Raw genomic sequence first — 14,288 nt, 5'->3', positions numbered from 1 at the left:
CGAGCGGCTGGCCGGTGCCCGTGCCGGATTCGCCGAACTGCGCGGCCGGCTGTCCGGGCTGCTGCGCACCGGGGCCCGGCAACTGGACACCTCGGCGGCGTCGTCGTGCGAACGGCTGTCGGCGGCAGAGGCGCCGGCTTTCGAGGCCTGGCTGCAGGCGGCACTGGCCGACTATCTGCGGCGGATCAGTCGGGAGCTGGCGGAGGGAACCGATCAGGTGCGCTCCGCGGCGCTGGCCGGGATCTGCCCGCCGCCGGAGGCGTCGTCTCCAGCGCCGGAGATCACCGCTGCGGTGCCCCCCGTCGAGCCCCGGTCACGGCGCCCGTCCGCCGAGGACCTGGTCGTGCTGGCGCTGGGGGCTTCGGCCGGCCTCGGTCTGGGCCGGGTCACCGTCGGGCCGCTGGTGTCCTGGGCCGGGATGGGAGCCATCGGCACCGTCATCACGGTGCTGGCCGGACTGGCAGTGGCCGGCTGGGTGGTGACGGTGCGCCGGCAGGGGGCCCGGCGCAGTGCCCTGCGGCGTGCGGCCGCAGAGAACGTCGCGGCCACGCGCGCCGCCGCCGAACACGCCGTCGCCGCCGGTTTGGGTGCCGCCGAAGCCCAGCTGAGCCGGGAATTGTGGAATCTTCCGCGCGTCGTGGAACCCAACGGCGAGGTCGTGCGTCAAACCTTCTAGAGAGGCGTCTCCACCGCCTTTCGGTAGTAAGGAGCACGGTATGGACGAATGGCTGGAGTTGGGCGGCGGTGACACGTTCGAGCAGGCCGGTGAGCAATCTCTCACCGATCCGCCCCTGGACGACCACCTGTGGATCTTCGCCGGGGAAAACGTCTGGGATCTGGGCCCGGGCCTGGGCGAAACCGGTTCCGGCGGTGTCGACCACACGCTCGCTCGCAGCGTGGACGGGCAGGTCACGGTGTACACCGACACCGATGCGGATGGCCAGGTCGATCGCATCACCGAACTCGGCGCCGCCGGTGAGTACGCGGTGACCGACCTGGATCCGGGCACCGGCAGATGGCTGCCGACGCAGTTGGGCCGGATGTTCTAGCCCACAGAATCCAGGGGGGCAGGAAGTCCGCCGGTAGCGGCGGTATCATGAGGGCGACCGCGCAGGCGGTGAACTGTGCGGCAGCCGCGATTTTCAAGGAGACAGCTCAATGACCGCTGCGACCATTCCCGGCCTGGAAGCCGGTAGCGCACCCACTAATCACGCCGGCCTGCTGGCCTGGGTTGCGGAGGTCGCCGAGCTCACCGAGCCCGACCGCGTGGTCTGGGTCGCCGGAACCGACGAAGAGTGGGATACCCTGACCGCCGAGCTGGTCGAAGCCGGCACCATCGTCAAGCTGAACGAGGAGCGCAAGCCGAACTCGTTCCTGGCGCTGTCCGATCCCGAGGATGTGGCGCGCGTGGAGTCGCGCACCTTCATCTGCTCGGCGACGGAGGAGCAGGCGGGCCCGACCAACAACTGGGTCGATCCGGCTGAGATGCGCGCGACCATGACCGAGCTGTACCGCGGCTCCATGCGTGGTCGCACCATGTATGTGATCCCCTTCTGCATGGGTCCCCTGGGTGCCGAAGATCCGAAGCTGGGCGTCGAGATCACCGACTCCGCCTATGTGGTGCTGTCGATGATGGTGATGACCCGCGTCGGCACCGCGGTGCTGGATCTGCTGGGTGAGGACGGTTTCTTCGTCCAGGCACTGCACTCGGTCGGCGCCCCGCTCGAGGACGGTCAGGAGGATGTGCCGTGGCCGTGCAACCCGGAGAAGTACATCGTCCAGTTCCCCGAAGACCGGGTGATCTGGTCGTACGGCTCGGGCTACGGCGGCAACGCGCTGCTGGGCAAGAAGTGCTACGCACTGCGGATCGCCTCGGCGATGGCCCACGACGAGGGCTGGCTGGCCGAGCACATGCTGATCCTCAAGCTGATCAGCCCGGAGGACAAGGTCTACTACGTCGCCGCGGCATTCCCGTCGGCGTGCGGTAAGACCAACCTGGCGATGATCGATCCGACGCTGCCGGGCTGGCGCGCCGAGACCGTCGGCGACGATATCGCCTGGATGCGTTTCGGCAAGGACGGCCGGCTGTACGCGGTGAACCCGGAGTTCGGTTTCTTCGGTGTGGCACCGGGTACCAGCGACGAGTCGAACCCGACGGCCATGCGGACCATCGAGAAGGGCAACACCATCTACACCAACGTCGCCCTGACCGACGACGGTGACGTGTGGTGGGAAGGCCTGGGCGAACCGCCGGCGCACCTGATCGACTGGCACGGCAACGACTGGACGCCCGAGTCGGGCACCAAGGCGGCGCACCCGAACTCGCGCTACTGCACCCCGATCAGCCAGTGCCCGACCCTGGCCCCGGAGTGGGACGACCCCAACGGTGTGCCGATCTCGGCGATCCTGTTCGGCGGACGCCGCAAGACCACCGTCCCGCTGGTCACCCAGGCACGCGACTGGGAGCACGGCGTCTTCATGGGTGCCACCGTCGGCTCCGAGCAGACCGCGGCCGCCGAGGGCACCGTCGGCGCCGTCCGGCGCGACCCGATGGCGATGCTGCCGTTCCTGGGCTACCACGTCGGCGACTACTTCCAGCACTGGCTGAACATCGGTGAGCGCGAGGGCGCCCAGCTGCCGGCCGTGTTCTACGTCAACTGGTTCCGCCGCGGCGACGACGGCCGCTTCCTGTGGCCGGGGTTCGGCGAGAACAGCCGCGTCCTGAAGTGGATGGTCGACCGGATCGAAGGCAACGTCGAGGGTGTGCAGACCCCGATCGGTATCGTCGCTGCTCCCGAGGAGATCGACGTCACCGGCCTGGATGTGTCCGCCGAGGATCTGGCCGAGGCGCTGGCGGTCGATCCGGCCGAGTGGCGCGAGGAGATCCCGTCGATCCGCGAGTGGTTCGAGTTCGTCGGGGAGAAGAACCCCGAGAGCCTGCAGACCGAACTCGACGCGCTGGTGGAGCGTCTGAGCGAGGACTGAGTCTGTGACCGCCACGCGGCCCCGTCACCGATCGCGGTGACGGGGCCGCGTGCATCGGTGCGGTCTTGCATCGTGCGGCGCGCGGAGGTTCCGGCGGTGTTCGCGTTCGGGGAACTTTAGGGGTGGTCCCCCATTGGCACCGGCTACCCGGATCTGGAAGCGTAGAGGCCATGACGCAACCAGCAGAGGTCTCACCCGCAACCGTCGCCGCCAGTGCGCAGCATGTGACGAAAACCTACGGCTCGGGAGACACCACAGTGCATGCGCTGCGGGATGTGTCGATCGACTTCCAGTCCGGACAGTTCACCGCGATCATGGGGCCGTCCGGCTCCGGTAAGTCCACGCTCATGCACTGCCTCGCCGGACTGGACAACGCCACCTCCGGCACCGTGACCATCGGCGACGTCGAACTGGCCGGACTGTCGGACAAGGAGATCACCCGGCTGCGCCGCGACCGCATCGGCTTCGTCTTCCAGGCCTTCAACCTGGTGCCGACGCTCAGCGCCCAGGAGAACATCACCCTGCCGCTGGACATCGCCGGCCGCGAACTCGACCAGGACTGGTTCGACGCCGTCGTCGACCGCCTCGGTCTGCGCGACCGGCTCACCCACCGGCCCGGTGAGCTCTCCGGTGGCCAGCAGCAGCGGGTGGCCTGTGCCCGCGCCCTGGTCGGGCGGCCGGACATCATCTTCGGGGACGAGCCGACCGGCAATCTGGACTCGCGGTCCTCGGGTGAGGTGCTCTCGATTCTGCGCGCCGCCGTCGACGAGTTCGGGCAGACCGTGGTGATCGTGACCCACGACCCGCGGGCCGCCTCCTACGCCGACCGCGTGGTGTTCCTGGCCGACGGACGGCTGGTCCACGAGCTCACCGAGCCGACCGCCGATGACGTCTTCGCCGTGATGCGCGGGCTGGGCGAGGAGAGCTGATCATGCGCACCCCCGTCATGGCGAAAGTCTCCCTCCGGAGTCTGGCCGCCCATAAGATCCGGCTGATCCTCACGGTGTTCTCCGTGGTGCTCGGCACCAGCTTCGTCGCGGCCGCGGTGGTCTTCACCGCCACCGTGCAGAGTTCCTTCGACAACATCTTCGACAATGTGGCCCGGGGCGTGGACGTGCAGGTCTCGGCCGCCCAGGCGCAGTCCCCGGGGGTGCCCGTCGAGGTGGTGGACCAGCTGCGCGAGCAGCGCGGGCAACTGGGTATCGACAAGCTGCAGGTCGACTTCTCCGGTCCAGTCACCATCGCCACAGCCGACGGATCGGGTCTGCAGACCGGTGGTGCGCCGAGTATCGGCTCGAGCTACATTCCCCCTGATCAGGCCGTCGACGCAGCCGGGATGAAGCTGGTCGCCGGGCGCGCGCCCACCGCCCCGTTCGAGGTGGTCCTGAATCAGAGCGCGGCGCAGAAGGCGCAACTGACCGTCGGTTCCAAGACCGTCGTGGCGCTGGGTACCGGGACCTCCCGGCCGATCGGTGTGACGGTGGTCGGGCTGCTGGACATGCCCGCGGCGACCGGCGGTTTCGTGAACGTCCAGTTCGAGCGGGCGCAGGCCGAGCAACTCTTCGGCGGCGACGAGTTCGTCTCCGCGATCGACATGACCGCCGCACCCGGAGTCAGCGACACGCAGCTGCGCGACCGCCTCGATGCCATGCTCAACGCCGAGGCCGTCGCCGGCAAGGGGGAGGCGCTCTATCAGGTGCGCACCGGCGAGCAGGTCCGGGAAGACCAGAAGGACCAGATCGGCACCGTCCTGACCGTCCTGCGCTACGTGCTGCTGGCCTTCGCCGCGATCGGCCTGATCGTCGGTACCTTCATCATCTACAACACCTTCTCGATGATCGTGGCCCAGCGGAACCGCGAGCTGGCGCTGCTGCGGGCGATCGGCGCCAGCCGCCCGAACATCTCTCGTTCGGTCCTGCTCGAGGCGCTCGTCGTGGGCATCCTCGGCGGCGCGATCGGGCTGGGGCTGGGTGTGGGTATCGCCGCACTGATGCTCGTCTACACCAGTGGTCAGGGTCTGCCGTCGGCCGGTTTGCAGGTGGGCGTGGGCGCGGTGCTGTCGGCGGTGTTCGTCGGCGTGATCGTGACCCTGCTCAGCGCCTGGTTCCCGGCGCAGCGGGCCGCCCGGGTTCCGCCGGTGGAGGCCATGCGGATGAGCTCGGCCGAGCCGGGCGCCGGCTCGTTGCGCACCCGCACGATCATCGGCGGGCTGCTGGCCCTGGCGGGCATCGGATTGCTGGCCGGCGGTGTCGCCACGCAGGGCGTGCCGGCGCTGCTGCTGATCGGTGGCGCGGCGGTGCTGATCATCGTCGCCGTCGTCCTGGCCGCGCCGGCGCTGTCGCAGCCGGTGGTCGGCGGTATCGGGCGCGTCCTGCAGATTCCGTTCGCGACGGTGGGCAAGCTGGCCCGCACCAATGCCATCCGCAACCCGCGGCGCAGCGCCGCCACGGCCTTCGCGCTGACCATCGGATTGATCCTGGTGGTGGTCATCGGCACCATCGGAGCCTCCTTCAAGACGATGATCGACGCGGAGATCGACCAGAACCTGCGCGCCGACTTCGTCGTCTCCGGAGGGCAGGCACCGATGTCCTCGGCGGTCGGTGAGGCAGTGGCGCAGGTGCCGGATGCCCAGACGACCGTCTCCTTCGATATGGCCTTCGTGACCCTCGACGGCGAGCGCACCGCGGTGAGCACACCCGTCGGCGGGGCGATGAGCGAGGTGATGAACATCGGGCTGGTCGACGGGGTGGAACAGCTGGGCCCCGACGGCATGCTGGTCAGCGAGAAGATCGCGGCCGATCACGGCTGGACCTTGGGCAGCCGCGCGGTCTTCGTCTCGACCACCGGTGTCGAGGTGCCGGTGACCGTCACCGGACTCTTCGTGGATAACCCGGCGCTGGGTGACTGGCTGGTGGGCAACCAGGCCTTCGATCGGCTCACCCCCAGCCAGGCGGCCCGGATGACCTTCGTGGTGCTGGTCAAGGGCAAGCCCGGGGTGTCCGAGTCGGCGTTGCGGGAGCAGTTGGAGGAAGCCGTCAAACCGTTCCTGACCGCTCAGGTGCAGGACAGCCAGCAATTCAAGAACAGCTTCACCTCGATCATCGACTCGATCATGGCCACGCTGTACGCGCTGCTGGGTCTGGCGCTGGTGATCGCGATCCTGGGCATCATCAACACCCTGGCCCTGTCGGTGGTGGAACGACGCCAGGAGATCGGGATGCTGCGCGCCATCGGGATGAGCCGGCCGCAGCTGCGCCGCACGATCTACCTGGAATCGGTGTACATCGCGATCTTCGGGGCCCTGCTGGGCGTGATCGTCGGGCTGGCGCTGGGACTGCCGCTGGTGCATGCCCTGCGTCACTGGGGCTTCGACGTGATCACCGTGCCGTGGCCGCTGATCGGCATCACCCTGGCCGGTTCGGCGGTGGTCGGCGTGGTCGCCGCCCTGTGGCCGGCCGTCTCGGCGGCGCGCACCAAACCGTTGGAGGCGATCACCGAGTAGCCGCTCGCCCGAGGCAGCGGGGCTCGCCGGTTTCGCCTAAGTTGGGGTGATGAACGACGACCGACCCGAGGACCAGCGCCCGTCGACCCGGCGGATGGAACCGATCGATCCGTCCGCCGGGGCCTATCCGGGCGGCGACGCCTACCCGCAGGGCGACTATGCCGAGGGTTCGGGCAGCCCGGCTTACAGCAACGAGGGTTACGGGAACAAGGGCTACGGGAACGAGGGCTACGGGGACCCCTCCGGCCAGCCGCCGGGCCCGCCGAAGAACTCGGGTCGCACGGTGGTGCTGTCGCTGATCATCGTGCTGGCGCTGGTGCTGCTGGGGATAGCGGGTTACCTGGTCTACCGCGGTATGGACTCCACCGGCGACAGCGAGAACGCCGGTGCCGCCGGTAGCAGTAGCAGCGTCGCGACCGCACCGTCGTCGTCGGAGGCGCCGAGCAGTGCCGAGGCGCCCTCGTCCAGCGCGGCGCCCGCGGACGCGGGACCGGTGACGTACCGGTTCACCGGCAACGGGAACCTGCTCGCGGTCAACTACCGCGGCGCCTCGGGCAACACGGTGCTGGCCACGGCCGGCGCCCCATGGTCGGTCCAGGCCACCCTCGCGCCGGGGGCGACCGCCGAACTGACCGGCATCGTTGTGCAGGGCCGGGTGACCTGCACGATCACCCAGGGCGATACCGTGCTGGCGACCTCCACCAGCAGCGGTGGCCCGATCAGCTGCCGGGCAGCACTGCCGCGCGACTGACACCGGCGGCGCGCAGCGGTGGGTACCGCTCAGTGTTTACGCAGGACAAGCACCAGATTGGTGGCCGCGACCTCGCGCACTCCCGGGATCCGCACCACCGGCCACGCCCAGCTCGGCAGATAGCGGGGGAAGGCCTGCAGCAACTGCGCCTCGGAGGTGCTGGCGGCCCAGTCCAGCCCGGCCTGTGCGGTGATCGGGAACAGGGACAGACCGTACAGATTCTTCGGTAGTCGGCCATGCAGGCGGGTGTAGCGGCGGGCGGCACGGTGGCCACCGAGGTAATGACTCAAACCCATCTCGTGGCCGCCGAACGGTCCCCACCAGAGCGTGTAGCTGACGATGACGGTCCCCCCGGGGCGGGTCACCCGCACCAGCTCGTCGGCCATCTCCCACGGCTGGGCGGTGTGCTCGGCGACATTCGAGGAGTAGGCCACATCGACCGAAGCGGTCCGGATCGGCAGATGCTGTCCCTGGGCGCGGATCGCGGTCCGGTGATCGAGTCCGGCCGCATGCATCTCTCCGGCGTCCGGTTCCACCGACAGGTAGGCCGCACCACGCCGGGTGAAGGCGTCGGCGAAGAAACCGGGACCGCCGCCCACATCGAGCACGGTCTGCCCGGCCAGATCCACCGGGTGCAGGGCGGCCACCATCTGCGCGGTGTCGCGGGCCAGTGCCGAATAGAAACGATCCGGATCGCTCTGCTCGAAGGTGAACTCGTGCAGCAGCCGGCGGGCACGACCCCAGGTCGCCAACGAAGAAAACGGGGCCTGCCGGGCGCGACCGGCCTGCCGAGCGAAGGGGGCGGGGGGCATGACAGTCACTCTCGCATACCCTGGAACCCGATGAATTCTCCGACCGAGGTGTTGCTGCTGTGCTGGCGTGATACCGGCCATCCGCAAGGCGGCGGCAGCGAACGCTATCTGGAGCGGGTCGGCGCGTACCTGGCGGCCGGCGGGGCCCGGGTCACCTATGTCACGGCACAATATCGGGGGGCCGCCCGCGCGGAGATCCTCGACGGGATGCGGGTGCTGCGCGTGGGCGGCCGGCTGACCGTCTACCCGCGCATCCTGCTGATGCTGCTGGGCGCCCGCTTCGGCGTGGGCCGGCTCGCCGGCTATCGGCCGGACGTGGTGGTCGACACCCAGAACGGAGTGCCGTTCTTCGCGCAGCTGGTGGTCGGGGCCCCCACGGTGGTGCTGGTGCACCACTGCCATCGCGAACAGTGGCCGGTGGCCGGACCGGTACTCGCCCGGATCGGCTGGTTCATCGAATCGCGACTGTCGCCGTGGGTGCACCGGCGCAACCGGTACATCACCGTCTCCCAGCCGTCGGCCGAGGAATTGATCGAGTTGGGCGTCGACGCCGAACGCATCTCGGTGGTACGCGGCGGCATCGACCCGGTACCGGCCGGCATCGTCGACGACGACCAGGACGAGCGTCACCACCGGCTGATCGTCGTCTCCCGCCTGGTCCCGCACAAGCAGGTCGAACACGCCCTGGACGCGGTCGCGGCCCTGCGCGACGACGGGGTGCGCGTGCACCTGGATGTGGTGGGCAACGGCTGGTGGTCGGCCGAACTACTCTCGCGCACCAGCGAACTGGGGCTGTCGGACCGGGTCGAATTCCACGGCTATGTCAGCGAGACCGAGAAACATCGGCTGCTGGCCCGCGCCGACCTGCACCTGATGCCCTCCCGCAAGGAAGGCTGGGGTCTGGTGGTGATCGAGGCGGCACAGCACGGGGTGCCCACCGTCGGATACCGCAGCTCGGCCGGTCTGACCGATTCGATCGTGGACGGCGAGACCGGGGTGCTCACCGACGACCCGGCCGGATTCCGGGCCGTGGTGCGCCGGCTGATCGACCAGCCCGAGGAGGTACGCCGGCTCGGGGAGAATGCGCGCCGGCGCGCCGCCGCCTACTCCTGGCCGGCGGCAGGAGCCGGCTTCGAGCGGGTCCTGCGCGAGGTCAACTGAGCGACCGGACCGGCCAGCAGACACAACAGCCACAGGCCGTGCGCGACTCCGGCGGCAACCCAGGCGCCCGATCCGGGTGCCGGCGGACTCTGGGCGCCGTCGATCCGATAGACCGTCAGATCCGCACCCTGGAAGACCGGGGGCACCTGTGCGGCCAGTTGCTGCGGGGCACCGTCGGCCTCCACCACCACCCAGCCCACCCCCAGCCGGGCCAGTTCCTCCGGAGCTCCGCCGCGGTCCAGGACCTCGCTCACCTGCCCGGTCCGGCCGGCCGGCCGATCCAGCGTCTGATCGTCGACGGTCAACTCACCGCCCAGCAGCACCGGAGCATCGAGCATGCGCGGCAACGGAGACAGCGACGGACCGTGATTCCACCGGTAGTGCCGCATCGGAGTGGCCGGCCAGACGGCGACGGCGGTGTCGTCGGACCCGATCAGATCGGTGACCGCAGCGTAATCGTCCGGATATTGAACGGGCCGGACCTTCCCACCGGCTCCCCAAGCCAGATCCGGCAGCGGAGCGATGACCAGCAGCGCGATCACGGCGACCGCGAACCCGGTCGGCACCCAGGTTCGCAGCCAGCCGGCCGCCGCGGCCACCGCCACTGCCACGAACGGGACCGCCAGCGCCAGGTACTTCTGCGTGTCCCGCAGCAGCCCCGCACCCGGTACCCGGGCCAGCAGCGTGTCGACCATCTCGAGGCCCGCACCGGTGCCGGCGGCGGCGACCGCAACGAGGGTGACCACCGCCAGAACTGCCAGGACAGTCACCGTCGGCGGCACCGTCTCACGGCGGCGCCACAGCACCGCGCACCCGCCCGCCACCACCAGCAGCAGACATCCGGTGGCCACCGCGGCCCACCAGTACGCGCGGCTGGCCGGGACCGCCTCGGCGTTCCAGATGCCGCCCAGCCCCAATAGTGAACCGAAGGTGCCCAGCCCCGGCTCGGCGCGGGCGGCGAAGGCCTGCCCGCCGCCGACCCCGTCGGCCGCGCCGTCACTGACCGCGGCCGCTACCAGCCACGGCAGTGCGGTGACGATCCATACCGGCACCAGTCCTGCGAGGGTGGGCAGCCGGTGTCCGGGCAGCCCGGCCACGGTGACCAACGCGATCAGCAGACCCAGAACCGAGCCGGTCGGAGTGAGCCCGGCGACCGCGAACAATCCGGCCACGCCGGCCCACGGCGCCACCCCGGCACCCGGGCCGAGCCGGAGCACCGCCGGAACCAGCCAGCCGAGGGCGGCGTACCCGGTGAGCAGACTCCAGTGCCCCTGCAGCAGGCGCTCGGCGACGAACGGATTCCAGATCGCCACGATGGCGGCGGCCACGGCGCCGGCGGTGCCGGTGGACGGGAGCAGCCGGGCGGCCAGCCGGCCGTAACCGATGCCGGCCGCCAGCAGCGTCAGGAAGAGGATCGCGGCGACCAGGAATCCGCCGTCGACCACCGGGGAGACCAGCGCCAGAAAGCCGTCCTGCGGAACAGCGCGCGGTGCGGCCCCGTCGAGCCCGAAGGCAGCGGCGGTCAACGGTGAGCGGGGTGTGGCCACCGCATCGCGATGCAGGAGATACCCGCCGAAGAGCGGCCAGCAGATCACGGCGGCCAGCAGGGTGCTCACCCCGGCGAGCGGGCCGGTGACGCCCCCGACGCTCACGGCGCACTGTCGTCCGGGGGACTGCGTCACCGGGAGACTGCTCAGTAGTGGTTGGCGACGTCCGACGGCGGCGGACGGTGGTCGGCGTCGGGGTAGTCGCTGGGAACGATCCGGTACGAGCGGGCCAGATCCAGGATCTTGGTGGCCCGGGCGATGCGGGGCAGGTCCGAGCCGTTGCGGATCTCGCCGCCGGCGCCTTCGAATTCGGTGAAGAACTCGTTGGCCCAGCGGATCTCGTCCTGCGACGGCGACAGGCCTTCGTTGACGGCCGCGCACTGATCGGGGGTCAGGCAGATCTTGCCGGTCATCCCGAACTCGGCGCTGATCGCGGTGGCCTCGGTCAGCTTGCGGGCGCTGGATCCGACGGTGGGACCGTCGATCGCCGAGGGCAGGTTCGCGGCCTTGGCGGCGATGGTGAACCGCGACCGCGCATATGCCAGGGTCAGCGGATCCTCGCCGAAACCGGTGTCCCGCCGGAAGTCGCCGATCCCGAACGCCAACCGGAAGGTGCCCTTGGTCGCGGCGATCTCGGTGATCCGTTCCAGGCCGCGGGCGGTTTCGACCAGTGCGACGATCGGCACGTTCGGCAGGCGCCGAGCCGTCTCGGTGATGTGGTCGACCGATTCGACCATCGCCAGCATGATGCCGCCGACCGAGGTCTGGCTAAGAGCGGCGATGTCGTCGGCCCACCAGGGAGTGCCGAAGCCGTTGATCCGGACCCAGTCGGAGTGGCCGTCGTTCATCCAGCGCACCACGTTGTCGCGGGCGGTGAGCTTGTCCTTGGGTGCCACCGCATCTTCGATGTCCAGGATCACGATATCGGCGCGGGAACGCGAAGCCGGTTCGAAGCGGTCGCCTTCGGTCCCGTTCACCAGCAGCCAGCTCCGGGCCAGCACCGGATCGAGGCGGGATCCGGGCTCGGCGGAAGGGTCTGCCTCGGTGAGGGGTTCGGTGTCGTACATCGAGTCGATTGCCTGCTGTCTTGTGCGTTCGAATACTGCGCTGGGGCCGGTGACAGTCTATACGCGTCGGGCACCCGCGCCGCCCTCCGGTCATCGGCCGCGACGGGTGGCAGGGCAGACTGATCAGCATGCCCGACGTCGCGACACCGCACCAGCGTGCCGCCGTCCGTTCCCTCGGGGTGGTCACCGCTGGTTCGCTGATCGCCAATCTGCTCGCCTACCTGGTACAACTGCCGGCCAGTCGGCTCTTGGGACCGGCCGGCTACGGCGAGTTCGCGGTGCTGCTGGCGGCGATGCTGGTGCTGTCAGTGCCGGCCCTGGCCCTGCAGAGCGTGGTGGCCCGCGAGGTGGTCCGCGGCACCGATCACCGGGCTTTGTGGCGGCTGATCGCGGTGGTCACCGCTGTCGTGGCGGTGGCCTCGGTGGGTGCGGCGTTCGCGATGATGGCCATCGCGCACACCGGTGCCGCCCCCGCGTTCGCCGCGATGGCCGGGGCGGCGCCGCTGGCGGTGATCGCCGGAGGTCAGGGCTTCCTACAGGGAGCCGGCCGATTCACTCTGCTGGGCGCGGTCCTGGCCGGGGTCGGAGTGCTGCGCAGCGTGCCGGTGAGCATCGCGGTCTTCGCCGGGACCGGCCCCACCTGGGCGCTGGCTGCCGGCACCTTCGGGAGCGTAGCGGCCGCGGCGGCGGTCGGAGTGCTCGCGATCGCACCCGGTTGGACCGGCACTGCTTCGGCCGGCGGAGACGACGCCGGTGCCGGGTCGGTCATGCGGTCATCGACGGTGCTGTGGGCATCGGGTGTCCAGCTGGTCATCATCGTCGCAGTCTCGCTGGATCTGCTGCTCTCCCGCAGTGTGCTCAGCGCGACCGATGCCGGCCTGTACGCGCTGGGTGCGGTCGCCACCAAAGCGGCGTTCTGGTTGCCGCAGGCCGTCGGGGTCGTGGTGTATCCACGATTGGCCGATCCGCTGCGGTCGGCGGCGGCACTGCGCTCGGCGACCCGGGTGCTGGCGCTGATCGGTGCGGTGGTGACCCTGGGGGCGGCCGCCGCCGGGCCGCTGGTACCGGTGATCGTGTCGGCCGACTACCGCCCGGTGGCCAACCTGCTGTGGCTGTTCGCCTTCACCGGCGCGGCCCTGGCGATCCTGCAATTGCTGCTGTTGGCCGCGATCGCGAGGGACCGGGCCCGCGGCGGGCTGCCGGCCTCGCTGGTGCTGGTGCTGGAGGTGGTGATGATCGTGACGCTGGCGCATTCGGTCCTGGGGCTGGCGGTGATCGCCGCGGTCAGCGCCGCGCTCAGCGTCGCGGTGACCGCACTGTGGATCTTCCTCACCCAGCGGGGATGAACCCGGACACGCGGTTCAGTCGTCGACGGATGCCTGCGGTGTCGACCCTGGGGTGGCCCGGAGCAGGAGCCAGATCCCCAGGCCCAGCAGCAGAACGCCGAGGACACCGGCGATGATCGGGGCGATCAGGGTGGTCATCCGGACCGGCCAGGCGCGGTCGGCGGCGTAGTCGGCCCCCTCGCGGACGGTCTGGGCGTCCGAGTTCAGTGTGGTGCGGAGGTTGACCAACTCGAAATCGTGCAGGGCGGCGTTGCGGGCGCGCACATTCGGGGCGAAGCGGTAGGTTTCGTCGATCTCGGCGCGTTCGGCGACGATCACGCCGGTCTGCTGATCGACGAACAAGTGCCGGGTGGCCTGGTGGCGCAGCGTCGCCGTGAGACGCTGGCTGGGCCGCACCCCCGGGAACGAGCCGAACCAGGAGGCGGGTTTGGTCAGCACCGCCCGCGGATCCTGACCGGCACCGGACAGGTCCGTCTCCGGGATCGAGGCCACGAAATGGGTGACGGAGCGCCCGCCCATCGTCTCGGTGCCGGCCACGGTCATCGGCATCGACTGGCGGGTGATCGGATCGAAGTAGTACGCGCCCTGCGGAGTGAAGCCGAACGGCAACAGATACGTGTATCCGCGCCGGTCCGGCACCGCGACCGCAGCGCTCTGATCGTCGTACTGGATCTCCGAGGTCCCGGTCGGTGCGGCGGTGGCGCGCTCCAGGGTCACCCGGTCGATGGTGGCTGCGATCGTGGACTCGCCGCAGGCTTTGTCGGGGTCGATCGATTTTCCGTCGATCAGGTAGTGGTCGATGCCCAGTGCGGTCCCGGCCTGCAGGGTCACCACGTCCGAGTTCGCCGGCCGCACGGCCAGAATGCGGCGGTGCTGCTGGACGGCCCCGTCGAGCACACGGGCGCGCGGCGCCTCCAGGGAACACCGATCCAGCAGCCGGGTCGCATCGTCTCCGTCGGCGACCCACGTCTGATCGACGGTCAGCGGAACCTTCTCCAGCATGCTGCCGACCACCGGACCCAGGGCGACGGCGACGGCGACCAGCAGCGCACCGAAGAACAGTGCGGTCGGCCCGAGCAGATCGCGCGTGGACAGGCGCGGACGGGGTTCGGGCATG

At 70.0% G+C, this 14,288-nt stretch carries 11 protein-coding genes and 1 pseudogene; 8 read left to right on the top strand and 4 right to left on the bottom strand.

The window, feature by feature from the left end:
• The 6 genes and pseudogenes from GOHSU_RS16935 to GOHSU_RS14575 all read left to right on the top strand — a co-directional run.
• Window positions 1–676: pseudogene (locus GOHSU_RS16935) on the top strand (hypothetical protein); the annotation flags it as partial.
• A gap of 40 nt (window positions 677–716) precedes the next feature.
• Window positions 717–1,049, top strand: a complete 333-nt coding sequence (locus GOHSU_RS14595; protein WP_005943403.1) for a hypothetical protein — start codon at window positions 717–719, stop codon at window positions 1,047–1,049.
• A 109-nt stretch (window positions 1,050–1,158) separates the two neighbouring features.
• Entirely contained in the window at window positions 1,159–2,985 is a 1,827-nt protein-coding gene (locus GOHSU_RS14590) for a phosphoenolpyruvate carboxykinase (GTP) (RefSeq protein ID WP_005943402.1), read from the top strand.
• Window positions 2,986–3,155: 170 nt separating this feature from the next.
• Window positions 3,156–3,914, top strand: coding sequence for an ABC transporter ATP-binding protein (locus GOHSU_RS14585; RefSeq protein ID WP_005943401.1), 759 nt, complete (start codon window positions 3,156–3,158; stop codon window positions 3,912–3,914).
• 2 nt (window positions 3,915–3,916) lie between these two features.
• Entirely contained in the window at window positions 3,917–6,487 is a 2,571-nt protein-coding gene (locus tag GOHSU_RS14580; RefSeq protein ID WP_005943400.1) for an ABC transporter permease, read from the top strand.
• Between the two features lie 49 nt (window positions 6,488–6,536).
• A complete protein-coding gene (locus tag GOHSU_RS14575) occupies window positions 6,537–7,238 on the top strand; it encodes a hypothetical protein (RefSeq protein WP_005943399.1) in 702 nt (233 codons plus the stop codon).
• Window positions 7,239–7,267: 29 nt separating this feature from the next.
• Here the strand turns inward: GOHSU_RS14575 and GOHSU_RS14570 are convergent, their stop codons facing one another.
• Window positions 7,268–8,050, bottom strand: coding sequence for a class I SAM-dependent methyltransferase (locus tag GOHSU_RS14570; protein WP_005943398.1), 783 nt, complete (start codon window positions 8,048–8,050; stop codon window positions 7,268–7,270).
• 30 nt (window positions 8,051–8,080) lie between these two features.
• Here GOHSU_RS14570 and GOHSU_RS14565 point away from each other — a divergent pair, with 30 nt between their 5' ends.
• Complete coding sequence (locus GOHSU_RS14565; RefSeq protein WP_005943397.1) at window positions 8,081–9,211, top strand: glycosyltransferase family 4 protein; 1,131 nt, start codon at window positions 8,081–8,083, stop codon at window positions 9,209–9,211.
• Here GOHSU_RS14565 and GOHSU_RS14560 read toward each other — a convergent pair.
• A complete protein-coding gene (locus tag GOHSU_RS14560) occupies window positions 9,154–10,893 on the bottom strand; it encodes an MmpA family trehalose lipid delivery protein (protein WP_005943396.1) in 1,740 nt (579 codons plus the stop codon). The two genes, GOHSU_RS14565 and GOHSU_RS14560, sit on opposite strands and share 58 nt — an antisense overlap.
• An 11-nt stretch (window positions 10,894–10,904) precedes the next feature.
• Window positions 10,905–11,825, bottom strand: a complete 921-nt coding sequence (locus tag GOHSU_RS14555) for an HpcH/HpaI aldolase/citrate lyase family protein (protein WP_005943395.1) — start codon at window positions 11,823–11,825, stop codon at window positions 10,905–10,907.
• A 128-nt stretch (window positions 11,826–11,953) separates the two neighbouring features.
• On the opposite strand from GOHSU_RS14555, the gene GOHSU_RS14550 reads away from it, so the two are divergent.
• Window positions 11,954–13,171 (top strand): lipopolysaccharide biosynthesis protein, encoded by a 1,218-nt coding sequence (locus tag GOHSU_RS14550; protein WP_005943394.1) that lies wholly within the window; start codon window positions 11,954–11,956, stop codon window positions 13,169–13,171.
• Between the two features lie 15 nt (window positions 13,172–13,186).
• Here GOHSU_RS14550 and pgfA read toward each other — a convergent pair whose 3' ends face one another.
• Window positions 13,187–14,287: a cell envelope lipid trafficking protein PgfA gene (gene pgfA, locus GOHSU_RS14545; protein ID WP_024332636.1), complete on the bottom strand. Its 1,101-nt coding sequence runs from the start codon at window positions 14,285–14,287 to the stop codon at window positions 13,187–13,189.
• Between the last annotated feature and the right edge of the window lies 1 nt (window position 14,288).

The organism is Gordonia hirsuta DSM 44140 = NBRC 16056 (assembly GCF_000333015.1).
Taxonomy (GTDB): domain Bacteria; phylum Actinomycetota; class Actinomycetes; order Mycobacteriales; family Mycobacteriaceae; genus Gordonia; species Gordonia hirsuta.
This window is presented reverse-complemented; position numbering and strand designations above follow the sequence as displayed.

Bases quoted from the DNA above. Each gene is read 5' to 3' on its own strand.
- GOHSU_RS14595 (WP_005943403.1), top strand. From the start codon at position 717: ATGGACGAATGGCTGGAGTTGGGCGGCGGTGACACGTTCGAGCAGGCC.
- GOHSU_RS14590 (WP_005943402.1), top strand. From the start codon at position 1,159: ATGACCGCTGCGACCATTCCCGGCCTGGAAGCCGGTAGCGCACCCACT.
- GOHSU_RS14585 (WP_005943401.1), top strand. From the start codon at position 3,156: ATGACGCAACCAGCAGAGGTCTCACCCGCAACCGTCGCCGCCAGTGCG.
- GOHSU_RS14580 (WP_005943400.1), top strand. From the start codon at position 3,917: ATGCGCACCCCCGTCATGGCGAAAGTCTCCCTCCGGAGTCTGGCCGCC.
- GOHSU_RS14575 (WP_005943399.1), top strand. From the start codon at position 6,537: ATGAACGACGACCGACCCGAGGACCAGCGCCCGTCGACCCGGCGGATG.
- GOHSU_RS14570 (WP_005943398.1), bottom strand. From the start codon at position 8,050: ATGCCCCCCGCCCCCTTCGCTCGGCAGGCCGGTCGCGCCCGGCAGGCC.
- GOHSU_RS14565 (WP_005943397.1), top strand. From the start codon at position 8,081: ATGAATTCTCCGACCGAGGTGTTGCTGCTGTGCTGGCGTGATACCGGC.
- GOHSU_RS14555 (WP_005943395.1), bottom strand. From the start codon at position 11,825: ATGTACGACACCGAACCCCTCACCGAGGCAGACCCTTCCGCCGAGCCC.
- GOHSU_RS14550 (WP_005943394.1), top strand. From the start codon at position 11,954: ATGCCCGACGTCGCGACACCGCACCAGCGTGCCGCCGTCCGTTCCCTC.
- pgfA (WP_024332636.1), bottom strand. From the start codon at position 14,287: ATGCCCGAACCCCGTCCGCGCCTGTCCACGCGCGATCTGCTCGGGCCG.